5 protein-coding genes and 1 pseudogene are annotated in these 20,170 nt (G+C 76.8%); all 6 read left to right on the plus strand.

Going from position 1 to position 20,170, the window contains the following annotated elements; genetic code table 11:
* On the plus strand, positions 1-4,323 hold a 4,323-nt coding region (locus tag VM95_RS31460; protein ID WP_045703279.1), incomplete at its 5' end, for an SDR family NAD(P)-dependent oxidoreductase.
* A gap of 17 nt (positions 4,324-4,340) precedes the next feature.
* Positions 4,341-9,896, plus strand: coding sequence for a type I polyketide synthase (locus VM95_RS31465; protein WP_045703281.1), 5,556 nt, complete (start codon positions 4,341-4,343; stop codon positions 9,894-9,896).
* A 100-nt stretch (positions 9,897-9,996) separates the two neighbouring features.
* Positions 9,997-16,914 (plus strand): annotated as a pseudogene (locus VM95_RS43860) (type I polyketide synthase); the annotation flags it as partial.
* Between the two features lie 91 nt (positions 16,915-17,005).
* A complete protein-coding gene (locus tag VM95_RS31475; protein ID WP_045703283.1) occupies positions 17,006-17,698 on the plus strand; it encodes a class I SAM-dependent methyltransferase in 693 nt (230 codons plus the stop codon).
* Positions 17,699-17,751: 53 nt separating this feature from the next.
* Positions 17,752-18,264 (plus strand): SRPBCC family protein, encoded by a 513-nt coding sequence (locus VM95_RS31480; protein ID WP_052706177.1) that lies wholly within the window; start codon positions 17,752-17,754, stop codon positions 18,262-18,264.
* Between the two features lie 63 nt (positions 18,265-18,327).
* Complete coding sequence (gene asnB / locus VM95_RS31485; RefSeq protein WP_045703285.1) at positions 18,328-20,169, plus strand: asparagine synthase (glutamine-hydrolyzing); 1,842 nt, start codon at positions 18,328-18,330, stop codon at positions 20,167-20,169.
* Position 20,170 lies beyond the last annotated feature (1 nt).

Consider the following 20,170-nt stretch of genomic DNA (forward strand, 5'->3'; position numbering starts at 1 on the left):
CTCGACGAACTCCTCGCCCACTGCGAGCAGTCGGAGATCCGCGCCCGCCGCATCGACGTCGACTACGCCTCGCACTCCCCGCACGTCGAAGCCATCGAGGCCCGCCTCGCCGAAGCCCTCGCCGGGATCACCCCGAAGGCCGCGGACGTCCCGTTCTTCTCCACCGTCACCGGCGAGTTGATCGACACCACCGAACTGGGCGCCGCCTACTGGTACACCAACCTGCGGCAGACCGTCCGCTTCACCGACGCCACCCTCGCCGCGCTCGCCGCCGGGCACCGGGCCTTCGTCGAGGCCAGCCCGCACCCGGTGCTCACCGCCGCCGTCCAGGACACCGCCGACAGCGCCGACCGCACCGCCGCCGTCGTCGGCACCCTGCGCCGCGGCGAGGGCGGCCCGCGCCGCCTGCTCACCTCGCTCGCCGAGGCCCACGTGCAGGGCGCCGCCGTCCGCTGGCCGGGCCTCGGCCCCGCCGGCCGCACCGTCGATCTGCCGACCTACGCCTTCCAGCGCGAGCGGTACTGGCTCGACGCGCCCGCCACCGGCGCCGACCCCCGGGCCGCCGGCCTCACCGCCACCGGGCACCCGCTGCTCACCGCGCTGCTGCCGCTGCCGGACGGCGACGAGCTCGTCCTCACCGGCCTGCTGTCGGTGGCCACCCACCCGTGGCTGGCCGACCACGCCGTCTGGGGCACCGTCCTGCTGCCCGGCACCGCGCTGGTCGAACTCGCCGTCCACGCCGGCGACCAGGCCGGCTGCGACGTCCTCGACGAGCTCACCCTCCAGGCGCCGCTGATGCTGCCCGAGGACGGCTCCGTCCAGCTGCAGCTGCGCGTCGGCGCCCCGGACGACACCGGGCGGCGCCCGCTCACCGTCCACTCCCGGCCCGACGCCGAGCGGCCCTGGACCAGGCACGCGACCGGCCTGCTGGCCGCCGGCGCCGAGCGGCCCGACTGGGACCTCGCCGCCTGGCCGCCGGCCGGCGCGCAGCCGGTGGACGTCGAGGGCCTGTACTCCCGCCTCGCCGAGGACGGCCTCGGCTACGGCCCCGCGTTCCAGGGCCTGACCGCGCTCTGGAAGCGCGGCGAGGAGCTGTTCGCCGAGGTCCGGCTGCCGCGCGAACTCCACGAGGACGCCGCCCGGTTCGGCCTGCACCCGGCCCTGCTGGACGCCGCCCTGCACGCGGCCGCGGCCGCCGGGCCCGGCCAGGTCCGGCTGCCGTTCTCCTGGGACCGGGTGACCCTGCACGCCACCGGCGCGACCGCGCTGCGGGTGCGCCTGGCCCCGGAGGGCGCGGAGGGCGTCTCGCTGCGGGTCGCCGACGGCGCCGGCGCCCCGGTGGCCCGGGTGGCGTCGCTGCTCAGCCGCCCGGTCGCCGAGGAGCAGCTGCGGGCCGCCCGCGCCGAGGACGCGGACCCGCTGCTGGCGGTGGAGTGGGCCGAGCTGCCGGCCCCCGCGGCGGCCCCGGCCGCCACCCTGGTGCTGCTCGGCGACGACGCGTCCCTCGCGCTCCCCGCCCACCCGGACCTGGCCGCGCTGGCCGAGGCCGTCGACCGCGGCGCGACCGTCCCGGACGCCGTCCTGGTGCCGGCCGCCGTCACCGACCCGGAGCAGCCCGCCCCGGCGGCCGTCCGGGCCGCGACCGAGCGCCTCCTGACGCTCCTGCAGCAGTGGCTGGCCGACGAGCGGTTCGCCGCCGCCCGCCTGGTGCTGCTCACCCGGGGCGCGGTCGGCGCCGCCGAGGGCGAGGCCGTGCGCGACCTCGTCCAGGCCCCGCTGTGGGGGCTGCTGCGCTCCGCCCAGACCGAGCACCCGGGCCGGTTCGTCCTGCTCGACCTGGACGGCCACCCCGCCTCGCGGGCCGCGGTGGCCGCCGCGCTCGCCACCGAGGAGGACCAACTGGCCCTGCGCGGCGGCCGGTTGCTCGCCCCCCGGCTGGTCCGGGCGGGCACCGAGCGGCTGCTGCAGCCGCCGGCCGACGCCGAGCACTGGCGGCTCGACACCACCGGCAAGGGCACCCTGGAGAACATCGCCCTGCTGCCCCACCCCGACGCCGGCGCGCCGCTCGCCCCCGGCCAGGTGCGCATCGCCGTCCGCGCCGCGGGCATGAACTTCCGCGACGTGCTGCTCGGCCTCGGCATGGTCAACCAGGACGTGATGGGCGGCGAGGCCGCCGGCCTGGTGCTCGACGTCGCCCCGGACGTCACCGGCTTCGCCCCCGGCGACCGGGTGACGGGCATGGTGCCCGGCTCGTTCGGCCCGGTCGCCGTGGTCGACCACCGGCTGCTCGTCCCGCTGCCCGCCGGCTGGAGCTTCACCGACGGCGCCACCGTGCCGATCGCCTTCCTCACCGCCTACTACGGCCTGGTCGACCTCGCCCACCTGTCCCCCGGCGAGTCGGTGCTGATCCACTCGGCCACCGGCGGCGTCGGCATGGCCGCCACCCAGCTCGCCCGCCACCTGGGCGCCGAGGTGTACACCACGGCCAGCCCCGCCAAGTGGGAGACCCTGCGCGCCCTCGGCGTCCCCGAGGACCGGATCGCCTCCTCCCGCAGCCTCGACTTCGAGCAGCGGGTCCGCGAGGCCACCGGCGGCCGGGGCGTGGACGTGGTGCTGAACTCGCTCGCCAACGAGTTCGTCGACGCCTCGCTGCGGCTGCTGCCCGAGGGCGGCCGGTTCGTCGAGATGGGCAAGACCGACATCCGCGACGCGGAGCAGGTCGCCGCCGACCACCCCGGCACCAGCTACCTGTGGTTCGACCTGATCGAGGCCGGCTACGAGCGGATCGGCCGGATGACCCGCGAACTGATGCCGCTGTTCGAGAGCGGCGTGCTGCGGCCGCTGCCCGCCGCCACCTGGGACGTGCGGCGCGCGCTGGACGCGTTCCGGTTCATGAGCCAGGCCAGGCACACCGGCAAGGTGGTGCTCACCATGCCGACCGCGCTGGACCCGGACGGCACCGTGCTGATCACCGGCGGCACCGGCGTGCTGGGCGGCCTGGTCGCCCGCCACCTGGTCGCCGAGCACGGCGTGCGCCACCTGCTGCTGCTCGGCCGGCGCGGCCCGGCCGCCGCCGGCGCCGAGGAGCTGCGCGCCGAACTCGCCGCGCTCGGCGCCGAGGTGACCATCGCCGCCTGCGACACCGCCGACCGCGCCGCGCTCGCCGAGGTGCTGGCCGCCGTCCCCGCCGCGCACCCGCTGACCGGCGTGGTGCACGCGGCCGGCGTGCTGGACGACGCGGTGATCGCCTCGCTCACCCCCGCCCAGCTGGAGAACGTGCTGCGCCCGAAGGTGGACGCCGCCTGGCACCTGCACGAACTGACCCGGGACGCCGACCTCGCCGCCTTCGTCCTGTTCTCCTCCTCCGCCGCCGTGCTCGGCGGCCCCGGCCAGGGCAACTACGCGGCCGCCAACGCCTTCCTCGACGCGCTCGCCCAGCGCCGCCGGGCCGAGGGCGCGAGCGGCCTCGCCGTCGCCTGGGGCCTGTGGGAGCAGGCCAGCGCGATGACCGGCCACCTGGACGCGGCCGACCTGACCCGGATGCGCCGCTCCGGGATCAGCCCGCTCGGCGACACCGAGGGCCTGGCCCTGTTCAGCGCCGCGCTGCGCGCCGACCAGGCGCAGCTGGTGGCGATGAAGCTCGACGTCCCGGCGGCCCGCGCCGCGTTCGCCGCCGGCCCGGTGCCGCCGCTGCTGAAGCAGCTGGTCGGCGGCACCGCCCGGCGGACGGCGGCGGCGGCCGGCGGCGACGGCGGGCGCTCGGCGCTGGCCGGCCGGCTGGCCGGGCTGCCCGAGGCCGGCCGGGCGCGGGTGCTGCTGGACCTGGTGCGCGGCCACGCCGCCGTCGTGCTCGGCCACGCCACGGACGACGCGATCCAGCCCGCCCAGGCGTTCAAGCAGCTCGGCTTCGACTCGCTGACGGCCGTCGAGCTGCGCAACCGGCTGGGCGCGGCCACCGGGCTGCGGCTGCCCGCCACGCTGGTCTTCGACCACCCGACACCGGAGGCGCTGGGCCGGTTCCTGCTCGACGAACTCGCGCCCGCCGGGGCCGAGTCGGCGGACGGCGACCCGGCGGCGGACGCCGAGGTGGCCCGGCTGCTGGCCACCATCCCGCCGGCCCGGCTGCGCGCGGCCGGACTGCTGGACGCGCTGCTGGCGCTGGCCGGCGGCCCGGGACCGGACGGTCCGGCGGCACCGGGCACCGAGGCCCGGGCCGAGGCGGACGAGCTGGCCGAGATCGACGACATGGACGCCGACGACCTGATCGGCCTGGCGCTCGGCACCGGCGACCACGACGACGACCTCAGCACCACCGACTTCTGAGAGCGCGGAGACCAACGATGGCTGCATCACAGGACAAGGTGCTGGAGGCGCTGCGGGCCTCGGTCAAGGAGACCAAGCGGCTGGAGCAGCAGAACCGCCGGCTGACCGAGGCCCGGCACGAGCCGATCGCGATCGTCGGCATGGCCTGCCGCTTCCCCGGGGACGTCCGCTCCCCGGAGGACTTCTGGCGGCTGCTGGCCGAGGGCCGTGACGCGGTCGGCGGCTTCCCCGCCGAACGCGGCTGGGACACCGAGGAGTTGTACGACCCTGACCCGGACGCCGCGGGCAGGAGCTACGTGAAGCACGGCTGCTTCGTGCGGGGCGCGGAGCGCTTCGACGCCGCGTTCTTCGGGATCAGCCCGCGCGAGGCGGTGGCGATGGACCCACAGCAGCGGCTGCTGCTGGAGACGTCCTGGGAGGCGTTCGAGCGGGCCGGCATCGACCCGTCCTCGGTGCGCGGCAGCCGGACGGGCGTGTTCGTCGGGGCGTCGCCGCTCGGCTACGCCGCCGGGCCGCACACCGCCGAGGGCGCCGAGGGCTACCTGCTGACCGGGACGACCGTCAGCGTCGCCTCCGGGCGGCTCTCGTACGCCTTCGGCCTGGAGGGCCCGGCGGTCACCGTGGACACCGCCTGCTCCTCCTCGCTGGTGGCCCTGCACCTGGCGGGCCGGGCGCTGCGCGACGGCGAGTGCACGATGGCGCTGGTCGGCGGCGCGGCCGTGATGGCGGCGCCGCACATGTTCATCGAGTTCAGCCGCCAGCGCGGCCTCGCCCCGGACGGCCGGATCAAGGCCTTCGCGGGGGCGGCGGACGGCACCGCGTGGGGCGAGGGCGTCGGCGTGCTGCTGGTCGAGAAGCTGTCGGACGCGCGGGCCAACGGGCACCCGGTGCTCGCGGTGGTGCGCGGCTCGGCGGTCAACCAGGACGGCGCGAGCAACGGCCTGACCGCGCCCAGCGGTCCGGCCCAGCAGCGGGTGATCCGGCAGGCGCTGGCCGACGCCCGGCTGACGGCCGACCAGGTCGACGCCGTCGAGGCGCACGGCACCGGCACCCGGCTCGGCGACCCGATCGAGGCGCAGGCGCTGCTGGCCACGTACGGGAAGGAGCGGCCGGCCGAACGGCCGCTGCAGCTGGGCTCGGTGAAGTCCAACATCGGCCACACCCAGCTCGCCGCCGGCGTCGCCGGGGTGATCAAGATGGTGCTGGCGATGCGGCACGGCGAGCTGCCCGCGACGCTGCACGTGGACGAGCCGACCCCGCAGGTCGACTGGTCGCGCGGCGCCGTCGAGCTGACCACCGAGCGGCGGGCCTGGCCGGCCGTCGACCGGCCCCGGCGGGCGGCGGTGTCCTCGTTCGGGATCAGCGGCACCAACGCCCACGTGATCCTGGAGCAGGCCCCCGCCACCGAGGAGCCGTCGGGACCGCCGGAGCCGCTGGAACCGCTGGAGGCGCCCGCCGTCACCCCGTGGCTGCTGTCCGCCCGCACCCCGCAGGCGCTGACCGCCCAGGCCGACCGGCTCGCCGCCGCCGTCGCCGCCCACCCCGACTGGCAGCCGGCGGACGTCGCCCGCACGCTCGTCACCGCCCGGGCGGACCTCGACCACCGGGCCGTGCTGCTCGGCGCCGACCGCGCCGCCCTGCTGGCCGGCCTGGACGCGCTGCGCACCGGCGCGGCCGCCCCGCAGCTGGTCCGCGCCGACGCCACCCGCCCCGGCAAGCTCGCCCTCCTGTTCACCGGCCAGGGCTCCCAGCGGGCCGGCGCCGGCCGTGAACTGCACGCCCGCTTCCCGGTGTTCGCGGCCGAGCTGGACAAGGTCTGCGCCCTGCTCGCGGAGCGCACCGGCCTGCCGGTGCGCGAGGCGCTGCTCGCCGAGGACGACGCGCTGCAGGGAAAGCTGGACGAGACGGCGTTCACCCAGGCCGCGCTGTTCGCGCTGGAGGTGGCGCTGTACCGGCTGGTCGAGTCCTGGGGCCTGACGCCCGACTTCCTGCTCGGCCACTCCATCGGCGAGCTGGCCGCCGCGCACGTCGCCGGGGTGTTCTCGCTGGAGGACGCCGTCACGGCGGTCGCCGCGCGCGGCCGGCTGATGCAGGAACTGCCCGCCGGCGGCGCCATGGTGGCGATCGAGGCGGAGGAGGCGGAGGTCGCCGCGCTGCTCGTCGGCAAGGAGGCGCTGGCGAGCATCGCCGCCGTCAACGGCCCGCGGGCCGTGGTGGTCTCCGGCGAGGAGGCGGCGGTCACCGAGCTGGCCGAGCGGCTGCGCGCCGAGGGCCGGCGCACCAAGCGGCTGACCGTCAGCCACGCCTTCCACTCCCCGCGGATGGCGGGCATGCTCGACCGGTTCCGCGAGGTGCTGGCCGGCCTGACCCTGCGCGAGCCGCTGATCCCGCTGGTCTCCGACCTCACCGGCCGGCCGGTGGACGGCGCCGAGATCCGCACGCCCGAGTACTGGGTGCGCCACGTCCGGGAGGCGGTGCGCTTCCACGACGGGGTGCGCCACCTGCTCGGCCAGGGCGTCACCACCTTCCTGGAGCTGGGCCCGGACGGCGTGCTGTCCGCACTGGCGCAGAACGGCGCCGGCGAGCGGGCCGCGGCGATCGCCGCCCTGCCGCTGCTGCGCAAGGGCCGCCCGGAGCCGGAGACCGCGCTGGCCGCCCTCGCCGGGGTGCACGCGCGCGGCGTCCCGGTGGACTGGTCGGCCGTCCTCGGCGGCCCGGCCGGGCGCCGGGTCGACCTGCCGACGTACCCGTTCCAGGGCGAGCGCTACTGGCTGGACGCCGCCCACGCCGCCGCGGCCGAGCCCGCCGGCCTGGGCGTCGCGGCGGCCGGGCACCCGCTGCTCGGCGCCGCCGTCACCCCCGCCGAGGGCGGGGGGCTGATCCTCACCGGGCGGCTGTCCGTCCGCTCGCACCGCTGGCTGGCCGACCACGTCGTGCTGGACACCGTCGTGGTGCCCGGCACCGCCTACCTGGACCTGGCGCTGCACGCCGCCCGGCTGACCGGCTGCGCGGCCGTCGAGGAGCTGGACCAGGAGGCGCCGCTGGTCCTCACCGGCGACGACGCCCGCCAGGTGCAGCTGGTGGTCGGCCCCGACGACGGCACCGGCCGCCGGCCGATCGCCGTCTACTCCCGGCCGGACGCCCCCGACACCCTGGACGACGCCGAACCGCAGCCGTGGACCCGGCACGCCGGCGGCGTCCTCGGCACCGGCGAGGCCGCCGGGCCCGAGTGGCGGGCGGACGGCGTCTGGCCGCCCGAGGGCGCCGAGCAGGTGTCCGTCGACGACTTCTACGAGGCCGTCGCCCGCGCCGGCTTCGCCTACGGCCCGTCGTTCCAGGGCCTGCGGGCGATGTGGCGGCGCGGCGAGGAGCTGTTCGGCGAGGTCACGGCACCCGAACAGGCCCGGGACGCCGGCTACGGCGTGCACCCGGCGGTGCTGGACGCGGCGCTGCACACCGGCCTGGTCGGCACCACCGGCGAGCGGGTGCTGCTGCCGTTCGCCTGGAACGGCGTGCGCCTGCACCGGGCCGGCGCGACCGCGCTGCGGGTGCGCCTGGCCCCCGCCGGTCCGGACGCGATGTCGCTGCAGGTGGCCGACGAGACCGGGGCGCCGGTCGTCGCGGTGGCCTCGCTGCGGGCCCGGCCGGTCTCGGTCGAGCAGCTGCGGGCGGCCTCCCGGGCCGGCGTCGGCGACGCGCTGTTCCGGGTCGACTGGACGCCGGCCGAGCCGGCCACCGGCGGCGTCGGCCGCTGGGCCGTCCTCGGTGACGGCGCGTTGGGCGCGGACATCGCCCCCGCGCGCTACCCGGACCTGGCCGCGCTCACCGCCGCCGAGGCGCCCGACACCGTCTTCCTGCTGCCCGAGGAGCCTTCTCGGCTCTCGGACGGCGACCTGCCCGGCGCCGTGCGCGCCGCGCTGCACCGCACCGCCGCCGCCCTGGCGGCCTGGGCCGAGGACGAGCGGTTCGCCGCCTCCCGCCTGGTCGTGCTGACCCGGGGCGCGGTCGCCGCCGGCGCCGACCAGGACGTGCCGAACCTCGCCCAGGCGCCGCTGTGGGGCCTGGTGCGGGCCGCCCAGGCCGAGCACCCGGGCCGGTTCGTGCTGCTCGACCTCGACCCGGCCGGCGCCGACCCGGCGGCCGCCCTGCAGACGGCGGCCGTCACCGAGGAGCCGCAGCTCGCCCAGCGGGCCGGGGCCGTGCTGACGCCCCGGCTGGTCCGGGCCCGCCCCGCCGCGCCCGCCGCGCCCCTCGCCCTCGACCCCGAGGGGACCGTCCTGGTCACCGGCGGCACCGGCGCGCTCGGCGTGCTGCTCGCCCGCCACCTGGTCACCGAGCACGGCGCGCGCCACCTGCTGCTGCTCGGCCGTCAGGGCCCGGCCGCCCCCGGCGCCGAGGAGCTGCGCGCCGAACTCGCCGCGCTCGGCGCCGAGGTGACCGTCACGGCCTGCGACGCGGGCGACCGCGCCGCCCTGGCCGAGGTGCTGGCCGCCGTCCCCGCCGCGCACCCGCTGACCGCCGTCGTGCACGCCGCCGGCGTGACGGCGGACGGCGCCCTCGCCGCCCTCGACGCCGCGCACTTCGACGCCGCGCTGCGCCCGAAGGCCGACGCCGCCTGGCACCTGCACGAACTGACCGGGGGCAGCGACGCCGCCTTCGTGCTGTTCTCCTCGGCGACGGCCACCCTCGGCGGCGCCGGCCAGGGCGCCTACTCGGCGGCCAACGCCTTCCTGGACGCCCTGGCCCGGCACCGCGCCGCCCAGGGCCGGCCCGCGCTCTCGCTGGCCTGGGGCCCGTGGGAGCAGCGCGACGGCATGGCCGGGGCGCTCGACGAGGCGACGCTGGGCCGGATGCGGCGCGCCGGCGTCCGCCCGCTCACCGAGGCGGACGGCCTGGCGCTGTTCGACGCGGCGCTGACCGGCGCCGAGCCCGTCCTGCTGCCGGTGCGGCTCGACGCGGCGGCCCTGCGCGCCGCCGGCCCCGACCTGCCGCCGCTGCTGCACGGCCTGGCCGGCCCCGCCCGCACCCGGGAGACCGGCGCGGCCGACGACCTGCGGCGCCGGCTCGCCGGGCTGGACGGGCCGGAGCGCGAACGCGCCCTGCTCGACCTGGTCCGGGCCCAGATCGCGGTGGTGCTCGGCCACGCCGACACGGCCGCGGTCGGCGCCGACCGCACCTTCACCGACCTCGGCTTCGACTCGCTGACCGCCGTCGAGCTGCGCAACCGGCTGACCGCCGCCAGCGGCCTGCGGCTGCCCGCCACGCTGGTCTTCGACTACCCGACGGCGGCCGAGCTGGCCCGTTACCTGGACGGCGCGCTCCCCCGCGAGGGCGCACCCGCCGCCGCCCCGGTGCTGGACGACCTCGACCGCCTGGACGCGGCCCTCGCCGCGCTCGCCGCCGACCACCCCGACCGGGCCCGGATCGGCGCCCGGCTGCGCGCCCTGGCCGCCCGCTGGAGCGACCAGCGCCCCGCCGGGGAGGGCCAACGACCGGAGCCCGAACTGGAGTTGGAGTCGGCCGACGACGACGAGATGTTCGACTTCATCTCCAAGGAGCTCGGCATCTCCTGACCAGCCGTCCGCCTGTCCCACCGTCCAGTCCTCCTGAAGGGGTTGCGCCACCGTGGCGAACGAGACCGAGGAAAAGCTCCGCTACTTCCTCAAGCGGGTGACCGCCGATCTGCAGGAGACGCGCCGGCGTCTCCAGGAGCGGGAGTCCGTCGAGGGCGAGCCGATCGCGATCGTCGGCATGGCCTGCCGGTACCCCGGCGGCGTCGACTCCCCCGAGGCCCTGTGGCGGCTGGTCGCGGACGGCACCGACGCGGTCACCGGCTTCCCCGCCGACCGCGGCTGGGACGTCGAGGGCCTGTACGACCCGGACCCGGACCGGATCGGGCACACCTACGCCCGCGAGGGCGGCTTCCTGGACGCCGCCGACCGCTTCGACGCCGGCTTCTTCGGCATCGGCCCGCGCGAGGCCCTGGCCATGGACCCGCAGCAGCGCCTGCTGCTGGAGGCCACCTGGGAGTCCTTCGAGCGGGCCGGCATCGACCCGGCCACCCTGCGCGGCTCGCGCACCGGCGTGTTCATGGGCACCGGCCAGCAGGACTACGCGGCGCTCGCCCAGCGCGCCACCGAGAGCCTGGAGGGGTACCTGCTGGCGGGCGGCGCGGCCAGCGTCATCTCCGGCCGGCTGTCCTACACCTTCGGCCTGGAGGGCCCGGCGCTGACCGTCGACACGGCCTGCTCCTCCTCGCTGGTCTCGCTGCACCTGGCCGTCCAGTCGCTGCGCCGGGGCGAGTGCGCCGCGGCGGTGGCGGGCGGCGCGGCGGTGATGGCCTCCCCCGGCATGTTCGTCGAGTTCAGCCGCCAGCGCGGCCTGTCCCCGGACGGCCGCTGCAAGGCCTTCGCCGCCGCCGCGGACGGCACCGGCTGGGGCGAGGGCGTCGGCGTGCTGCTGCTGGAACGGCTCTCGGACGCGGAGCGCCTGGGCCACCCGGTGCTGGCGGTGGTGCGCGGCTCGGCCGTCAACCAGGACGGCGCCAGCAACGGGCTGACCGCGCCCAACGGCCCCGCCCAGCAGCGGGTCATCTGGCAGGCGCTGGACAACGCCCGGCTGGCGGCGGGCGACGTCGACGCCGTCGAGGCGCACGGCACGGGCACCACGCTGGGCGACCCGATCGAGGCGCAGGCCCTGCTGGCCACCTACGGCCAGGACCGGCCGGCCGAACGGCCGCTGTACCTCGGCTCGGTGAAGTCCAACATCGGCCACACCCAGGCCGCCGCCGGCGTCGCCGGGGTGATCAAGACGGTGATGGCGCTGCGGCACGGGGTGCTGCCGCGCACCCTGCACGTGGACGAGCCGACGCCGCACGTCGACTGGTCGGCGGGCGCGGTCGAGCTGCTCACCGAGCAGCGGGCGTGGCCCGAGGTGGACGGGCGGCCGCGCCGGGCGGCGGTGTCGGCCTTCGGCGCGAGCGGCACCAACGCGCACGTCGTGCTGGAGCAGGCCCCGGCTCCCGAACCGGCCGTGGAGGACGTCGACTCGCCGTCCGCCGTGGTGCCGTGGGTGCTCTCCGCGCACAGCGAGCGCGCCCTGCGGGCGCGGGCCGGGCAGCTGTCGGCCTACCTGCTGGCGCACCCCGACGCCGACCTGCGCGCGGTCGGCCGCACCCTGCTCACCGGCCGGGCCGCGCTGGAGCAGCGCGCCGTCGTGCTGGGGCAGACCCGCGAGGAGCTGCTGACCGGCCTCGCCGCGCTCGCCGAGGGCGCCGGCGCGCCCGAACTCGTCACCGGAGCCGGGGTGTTCGAGCGCCCGGTGTTCGTCTTCCCGGGCCAGGGCTCGCAGTGGCTCGGCATGGGCGCCGAACTCCTGGACACCTCCGAGGTGTTCGCCGCCTCGATCGCCGCCTGCGAGGCCGCGCTGGCCCCGCACGTGGACTGGAACCTCACCGACGTCCTGCGCGGCGGCGGCGACCTGACCCGGGTCGACGTCGTCCAGCCCGCCCTGTTCGCCATGATGGTCTCGCTGGCCGCCCTGTGGCGCTCGCTCGGCATCGAACCGGCCGCCGTCATCGGCCACTCGCAGGGCGAGATCGCCGCCGCCACCGTCGCCGGGGCCCTGTCCCTGGAGGACGGCGCCCGCGTCGCCGCGCTGCGCAGCCAGGCCATCACCGCGATCAGTGGCCGCGGCGGCATGGCCTCGGTCTCGCTGCCGCGCGCCGAGGCCGAGGAGCTGCTGGCCCGCTGGGCGGGGCGGATCTCGGTCGCCGCGCTCAACGGCCCGGCCAGCACGGTGGTCGCCGGGGACGGCGACGCGCTCGACGAACTCCTCGCCCACTGCGAGCAGTCGGAGATCCGCGCCCGCCGGATCGACGTGGACTACGCCTCGCACTCCCCGCACGTCGAGGCCATCGAGGCCCGCCTCGCCGAGGCCCTGGCCGGGATCGCGCCGAAGCCCGCGGCCGTCCCCTTCTACTCGACCGTCACCGGCGGCTGGCTGGACACCACGGCCCTCGACGCCGCCTACTGGTACACCAACCTGCGCCGGCCCGTCCTGCTCGAACCGGCCGTGCGCGACCTCGCCGCCCAGGGCCACGCCGCCTTCGTCGAGGTCAGCCCGCACCCGGTGCTGACCCCGGCCATCGAGGAGACCCTGGACAGCGCCGACGCGCTGGTCACCGGCACGCTGCGGCGCACCGAGGGCCACTGGACCCGCGTGCTGGCCTCCGCGGCCCACCTGCACGCCCACGGCCTGCCCGTCGACTGGGCGCCGTTCCTGCCCGCCGGCGACCACCCCGACCTGCCCACCTACCCGTTCCAGCGGCGCCGCTACTGGGTGGAGACTCTCCCGGCCGCGGCCGGCCGCGCGGGCGGCGCCCCGGCCGCCGAGGCCGACGAGCGCGAGAGCGGCACCCCCGGCTCCGAACTGCGCGCCCGGCTCGCCGTCCTGGCGCAGCCCGACCGCGAACGGCTGCTGCTCGACCTGGTGGCCGCGCACGTCACCGCCGTACTCGGCCTGGACGATCCGGTCGCCCCCGGCCGCCCCTTCCGCGACCTGGGCTTCGTCTCGCTGACCGCCGTCGAGCTGCGCAACCGGCTGATGGCCGCCACCGGCCTGCGGCTGCCGGCCGCCGTCGCCTTCGACCGCCCGACGCCCGAGGCGCTGGCCGCCTACCTGCTCGCCGAACTCACCGGCACCCCGGGCGCGGACGGCGACACCGGGCCCGTGCAGGCGGCCGCCGACAGCGACGAGCCGATCGCCATCGTCGCGATGGCCTGCCGCTACCCCGGCGAGGTCGCCGGCCCGGACGACCTGTGGCGGCTGGTCGCGGACGGCCGCGACGCCGTCACCCCCTTCCCGGAGAACCGCGGCTGGGACCTCGACGGCATCTACGACCCCGACCCGGACCGCCCCGGCACCTCGTACGTCCGCGAGGGCGGCTTCCTGCACGACGCCGACCGCTTCGACGCCGCCTTCTTCGGCATCGGCCCGCGCGAGGCCCTGGCCATGGACCCGCAGCAGCGCCTGCTGCTGGAGACCGCCTGGGAGGCCGTCGAGAACGCCGGCATCGACCCGAGCGCGCTGCGCGGCTCCCGCACCGGCGTGTTCGCCGGCTCCAGCGGCCAGGACTACCCGCTGCTCGCGCAGGGCGCGGGCGGCGGCGTCGAGGGCTACCTGCTGACCGGCAACGCGGCCAGCGTCATCTCCGGCCGGCTCGCCTACACCTTCGGCCTGGAGGGCCCGGCCGTCACCGTCGACACCGCGTGCTCCTCCTCCCTGGTCGCGATGCACCTGGCCTGCCAGTCGCTGCGCTCCGGGGAGAGCACGCTGGCGATCGCCGGCGCCGTCACCGTGCTGACCACGCCGCAGGCCTTCATCGGCTTCAGCCGCCAGCGCGGCCTCGCCCCGGACGGGCGCTGCAAGCCCTTCGCGGCGGCCGCGGACGGCACCGCCTGGGGCGAGGGCGCCGGCGTGCTGCTGCTGGAACGGCTCTCCGACGCCCGCCGCCACGGGCACCCGGTGCTCGCCGTGGTGCGCGGCTCGGCCACCAACCAGGACGGCGCCAGCAACGGCCTGTCCGCCCCCAACGGCCCCGCCCAGCAGCGGGTGATCCGGCAGGCGCTCGCCAACGCCCGGCTCGCCCCGGGCGAGGTCGACGCGGTGGAGGCGCACGGCACCGGGACCCCGCTCGGCGACCCGATCGAGGCCGAGGCGCTGCTCGCGACCTACGGCCAGGACCGGCCGGACGGGCGGCCGCTGTGGCTCGGCTCGATCAAGTCCAACATCGGCCACACGGCGGCCGCCGCGGGCATGGCCGGGGTGATCAAGATGGTGCAGGCGATGCGGCACGGCGTCCTGCCGCCCACCCTGCACACCGACGAGCCCACCCCGCACGTGGACTGGTCCGGCGGCGGCCTCGCGCTGCTCACCGAGCCGGTGGAGTGGCCGGAGGTCGACGGCCGGCCGCGCCGCGCGGGCGTGTCCGCCTTCGGCATCAGCGGCACCAACGCGCACGTCGTGCTGGAGCAGGCGCCCGCCGAGCCGCACCGGCCCGCCCCGGCCCCGGCCGAGCGGGCCCCGCTGCCGCTCGTCCCGTGGCCGGTGTCGGCCCGGGGCGAGGCCGCGCTGCGCGCCCAGGCCGAACGGCTGGCGGCGCACCTCACCGGCTCGGACCTGCCGGACCCGGCCGTCATCGGCCGCTCCCTGGCCCTCACCCGCGCCGCCCTCCCCCACCGCGCCGTCCTGCTCGGCCGCGACCTGGACGAGCTGCGCGCCGGCCTGGCCGCGCTCGCGGCGGGCGGGCCCGCGCCGGGCCTGGTGCGCGGCACCGCGGCCGCCGGCGGCCGGGTCGGCTTCCTGTTCCCCGGCCAGGGCAGCCAGCGCCCGGGCATGGGCCGCGGCCTGTACGACGCGTACCCGGTGTTCGCCCGCGCGCTGGACGAGGTGTGCGACCGGCTGGACGACCACTTGGCGGCGCCGGGCCGGCCCGCGCTGCGCGAGGTGCTGTTCGCCGAGGAGGGCACCCCGGCGGCCGAGTCGCTGGACCAGACGGTGTTCACCCAGGCCGGGCTGTTCGCGGTCGGCCTGGCGTCCTTCCGCCTGCTGGAGTCCTGGGGCGTCACGCCGGACTGGGTCGGCGGCCACTCGATCGGCGAGCTGACGGCGGCCTGCGCGGCCGGCGTGCTGTCGCTGGACGACGCCTGCCGGCTGGTCGCGGCGCGCGGCCGCCTCATGCAGGCCTCGCCCGAGGGCGGCGCGATGACGGCGGTGGAGGCGGCCGAGGCGGAGGTGCTGGCGCTGCTGGCGGGCCGGGAGGACGTGGTCGGCGTCGCCGCCGTCAACGGGCCCCGGGCGACGGTCGTCTCCGGCCTGGCCGAGGCCGTCGAGGAGGTGGCGGCGCAGCTCGCCGCGCGCGGCTGCCGCACCAAGCGGCTGCGCGTCACCCGGGCCTTCCACTCGCCGCTGATGGACGGCGTGCTGGACGAGTTCCGGCAGGTGGCCCGGGAGTTGGAGTACCGCCCGCCGCGGATCCGGCTGCTGTCCAACCTGACCGGCGAGCCGGCCGTGACGGAGCAGGTGTGCACCCCCGAGTACTGGGTGCGGCACATCCGGGAGGCGGTGCGCTTCCACGACGGCGTGCGCGCGATGGCCTCGGACGGGGTGACGGCCTTCCTCGAACTCGGCCCCGGTGGCGTCCTGTCGGCGCTGGTCCGGGACGCGCTGGCCGCCGAGCCCGGGGCCGTCGCCCCCGCGGCGGTGCCGCTGCTGCGGTCCGGCCGGCCGGAGGCGGAGAGCGCGCTCACCGCGCTGGCCCGCGCCCACGTGCACGGCGTGCCGGTCGACTGGGCGGCGGTGTTCGCGGGCGTCGCGGCCGAGCCGCTCGCCCTGCCCACCTACGCCTTCCAGCGCCGCCGGTTCTGGCCGGAGGGCGTCACGGCGGCGGCAGCTGCCGGTGCCACCGCGGCCCCGATCGCCGAGGAGGTCGCCCCGGCGGCGCCGCCCCGGCTGCGCGAGCGGCTGGCCGGCCTCGATGCCGCCGAACAGCACGCGCTGCTAAGGGAGTTGGTGGCCGCCCAGGTGGCCGCCGCGCTCGGCCACGAGTCGACCGAGGAGGTCGAGTCCGGCCTCGGCCTGCCCGAGCTGGGCCTCGACTCGCTCGCCGCCACCGAGCTGAGCGCCGCCCTGCAGGCCGCCACCGGCCTGCCCCTGCCGGCCACGGCCGTCTTCGACCACCCCACCCTGGACGCGCTCGCCGCCCACCTGCGCGCCGGGCTGGCGGCCGCCCCCGCGGCCGCGGACCCCGCTGCGGCCGGTGGCGGCCTGCTGACCGCGCTCGCCCCGCGCGCCGCCGCCGAGGGCCGGTTCGCCGAGTTCGGCGAACTCCTTGCGGCCGCCGCCCGGTTCCGGGACACTTTCGACGCCCCGCCCGGTTCCGGGGAGCGCCCGGCACCCGTCCGGCTCGCCCAGGGGCCGGCCGCCCCGCGCATCTTCTGCTTCCCGTCCTTCGCCACCCGCTCGGGCGCCCAGCAGTACGCCCGGCTGGCCGCCGAGGTGCGGGGCCGGCACGAGCTGTGGGCGCTGCCCGCGCCCGGCTTCACCGCCGGCGAGCGGCTGCCCGCCGACCTCGACGCGCTGGTGCGCCTGCACGCCGAGGACGTCGAACTCCTCGCCGGGGGCGCGCCGTTCGTCCTGCTCGGCCACTCGGCGGGCGGCTGGATCGCGCACGCCGTCGCCGAGCGGCTGGAGAAGCAGGGCACCGCCCCGGCCGCGCTGGTCCTGCTGGACAGCTACCGGCCCGGCAGCGAGGTCCTGCCGCGCATCCAGGAGCAGATCGCCGGCTACCTGACGGACGACCAGATCGGCTGGGACGACGCCTGCCTGACCGCGATGGGCGGCTACGGCCGGCTGTTCGCCGACTGGCAGCCGCGGCCGCTGACCGCCCCCACCCTGCAGTTCCGGGCCGACCGGCCGCTCCCCGGCTTCCCGGCCACCGGGTGGCAGGCGGCCTGGCCCGTCCCGCACACCGAGGCCGAGGTGGCCGGCGACCACTTCACCCTGACCGGCGAGCACGCCCCCGCGACCATGCGGGCCGTCCTCGACCGGCTCACCGAACCGACCGCATGACCCACGGCCCGTCCCGAACCGGCAGCCCCGAACCGAACCGGAAGAGAGCACAATGAGCAGCACCGACCACGACTACCGCCCCGGCGTCTCCCTGGAGCAGGCGGTCGACGACGGGCAGTCCCCCTACCACGGCCGCAACCTGGCCTTCTACGACTTCATGGTCTTCCGCGGCAGCGCCCCGCTGTTCTGGCGCGCCTCGCCCCGCGACTTCCTGACGATGTACAACACCTGCCTCGGCGCCAAGCACCTGGAGATCGGCGTCGGCACCGGCTACCTGCTGGACCGGGCCCGCTTCCCCGTGTCGAACCCCGAGATCACGCTGGCCGACCTCAACCCCGCCACGCTCGACTTCGCCGCCCAGCGGCTCGCGCACTACAAGACCGCCAAGGTGGTCGCCAACTGCCTGGAGCCGCTGCCCGTCCCCGAGGGCAGCCACGACTCGGCCTCGCTGAGCTTCCTGCTGCACTGCGTCCCCGGCAGCCTGCGCGAGAAGGGCGTGGCGATCAAGCACGCCGCCACCGCCGTCCGCTCCGGCGGCACCGTCTTCGGCCACACCATCCTCTCCTCCGGGGTGCCGGTCTCCGGCGCCGGCCGGTGGCTGATGAAGAACCTCAACCAGAAGGGCGTCTTCCACAACGACGAGGACGACCTGGCCGACCTGCGCGACCAGCTCAAGCAGAACTTCGACGAGTTCGACCTGGTGACGCGCGGCAGCGTCGCGCTCTTCCGCGGCCGCAAGCCGTAACTCCTCCCCTCTCCACAGAACAGACCGCCCCACCCGGGAAAGGACCCGTCCCCATGGCTAGCCGCTGGTATCCGATCGAGGAGGCCGACGACTCGCTGTTCGCCTCCGCCCCGCTGTACCACGCCCGTTCCGTCGAGGTGCCGTTCTCCGCCGAGGAGACCTGGGCCGCCCTCGTCGGGGACGGCGTGTCGAGCTGGACCAAGGGCATGCGGCAGCTGACCTGGACCTCCCCGCGCCCGTTCGGGGTCGGCACCACCCGGGAGATCGCGATGAACAGCGGCCTCGTCCTGCGCGAGCGCTTCTACCGCTGGGAGGAGGGCACCCGCAAGACGTTCACCGCGACCGAGGGGACCAGCCCGATCTTCCGCCACCTGGTCGAGGACTACGTCGTCGAACCCACCGAGGCCGGCTCCCGGTTCAGCTGGCGCTGGGCGGCGACGCTGAACCCCCCGTACTCCTACCTGGGCGGCGTGCTGGACCGCTTCTTCTTCGCCCCCACCGGACGCTCGCACATCGACGGCCTGGCCACCTACATGGCCTCGCAGCGGCGCGACCCGCTGCGCTGACCCCGCCCTCCCGGGGCCCAGGCCCCCTGCTCCCCTCTCCCGACCGACCGAAGGAACACGCGAATGTGCGGGATCGCCGGCTGGATCGACTTCCAGCTCGACCTCGAACGTGAACTGCCAGCACTGCACGCCATGACCGAGACCATGATCTGCCGCGGCCCGGACGCCGGCGGCACCTGGGTGTCGCGCTGCGCCGCCCTCGGGCACCGCCGCCTCGCGGTGATCGACCTGGAGGGCGGCGTGCAGCCCATGGTGGTCGAGACGCCGGACGGCACGGTCGCCATGACGTACAGCGGCGAGGCCTACAACTTCGCCGAGCTGCGCGACGAACTGCGCCGCCGCGGCCACGAGTTCCGCACCACCAGCGACACCGAGGTGGTCCTGCGCGGCTACCTGGAGTGGGGCCTGGAGCTCGCCGACCACCTCAACGGCATGTACGCCTTCGGCATCTGGGACGGCCGGGTGGACCGGCTCGTGCTGGTGCGCGACCGGCTCGGCATCAAGCCGCTCTACTACCACCCCACCGAGCACGGCGTGCTGTTCGGCTCCGAGGCCAAGGTGCTGCTCGCCCACCCGTCGGTGGCGCCGGTGGTCGACACCGACGGCTTCCGCGAGCTGTTCGGCTTCGTCAAGGAGCCCGGCCGCTCGGTCTGGGCCGGCATGCACGAGGTCAAGCCCGGCACCATGGTGACCGTCGACCGCTCCGGACTGCGCGAGCACGTGTACTGGCGGTTGGAGGTCGCCGAGCACCGCGACGACACCGAGACCACCGTGCGCCGCGTCCGGGAGCTGCTGGAGGACAGCGTCGCCAAGCAGCTGGTCGCCGACGTCCCGCAGTGCGTGCTGCTCTCCGGCGGGCTCGACTCCAGCGCCCTCACCGCGCTGGCCGGCCGGAAGATGGCCACCTGGGGCGAGCGGGCCCGCACCTTCACCGTCGACTTCGAGCAGCCCGAGGCGTTCCGCCCGGACGACTGGCGCGGCTCGCAGGACGCGCCGTTCGCCCGCGCCGTCGTCGAGCACGTCGGCACCGAGCACCACAACATCGTGCTCGACCACCAGGAGCTGGCCAACCCCGAGGTGCGCCGGGCCACCGTCACCGCGCGCGACCTGCCGTTCGGCTTCGGCGAGGCCGACAACTCGCTGTACCTGCTGTTCAAGGCGATCCGCCAGCACTCGACGGTCGCGCTGTCCGGCGAGTCCGCCGACGAGATCTTCGGCGGCTACCCGTGGTTCCACCTCCCGGCCGTCCAGGAGGTGGAGATGTTCCCCTGGGTGACCGCCTCCGGCCTGGTCCCCAAGTCCCACCCCACCAAGCTGATCGACCCGGACCTGCTGCTGCGCACCCTCGACGTGCCCGGCTACTGGGCGCAGCGCTACGCCGACACCGTCGCCCAACTCCCCGTCATCCCGGGCGAGTCCGCGCACGAGCAGCGGATGCGCCGGTTCTGCTACGTGCACCTGACCAGCCTGCTGGGCCAACTCCTGGACCGCAAGGACCGGATGAGCATGGCGGTCGGCCTGGAGGTCCGGGTGCCGATCTGCGACCACCGGCTGGTGGAGTACGTGTTCAACACGCCGTGGGCGATGAAGACCTTCGACGGCCGCGAGAAGAGCCTGCTGCGCGCCGCCGTCGCCGACGTGCTGCCGCAGTCGGTGCTGGAGCGTCGGAAGGCGCTCTACCCGAACACGCAGGAGCTGCGCTACGTTGCCGAGTTGCAGCGCCAGGTCGGCGAGCTGCTGTCCGGCGACCACCAGGCGGTCGAGTTCTTCGACCGCACGGCACTCACCGGTGCCGCGCACAACGCGGCCGAGGCCGTCAGCCGGGACGAGCGGGAGGCCTTCGAGCGCGTCCTCGACCTGGCCGTCTGGCTCGACCTCTACCGCCCGACCATCAAGCTCTCCTGAG

This window comes from Streptomyces rubellomurinus (genome assembly GCF_000961885.1).
Taxonomy (GTDB): domain Bacteria; phylum Actinomycetota; class Actinomycetes; order Streptomycetales; family Streptomycetaceae; genus Kitasatospora; species Kitasatospora rubellomurina.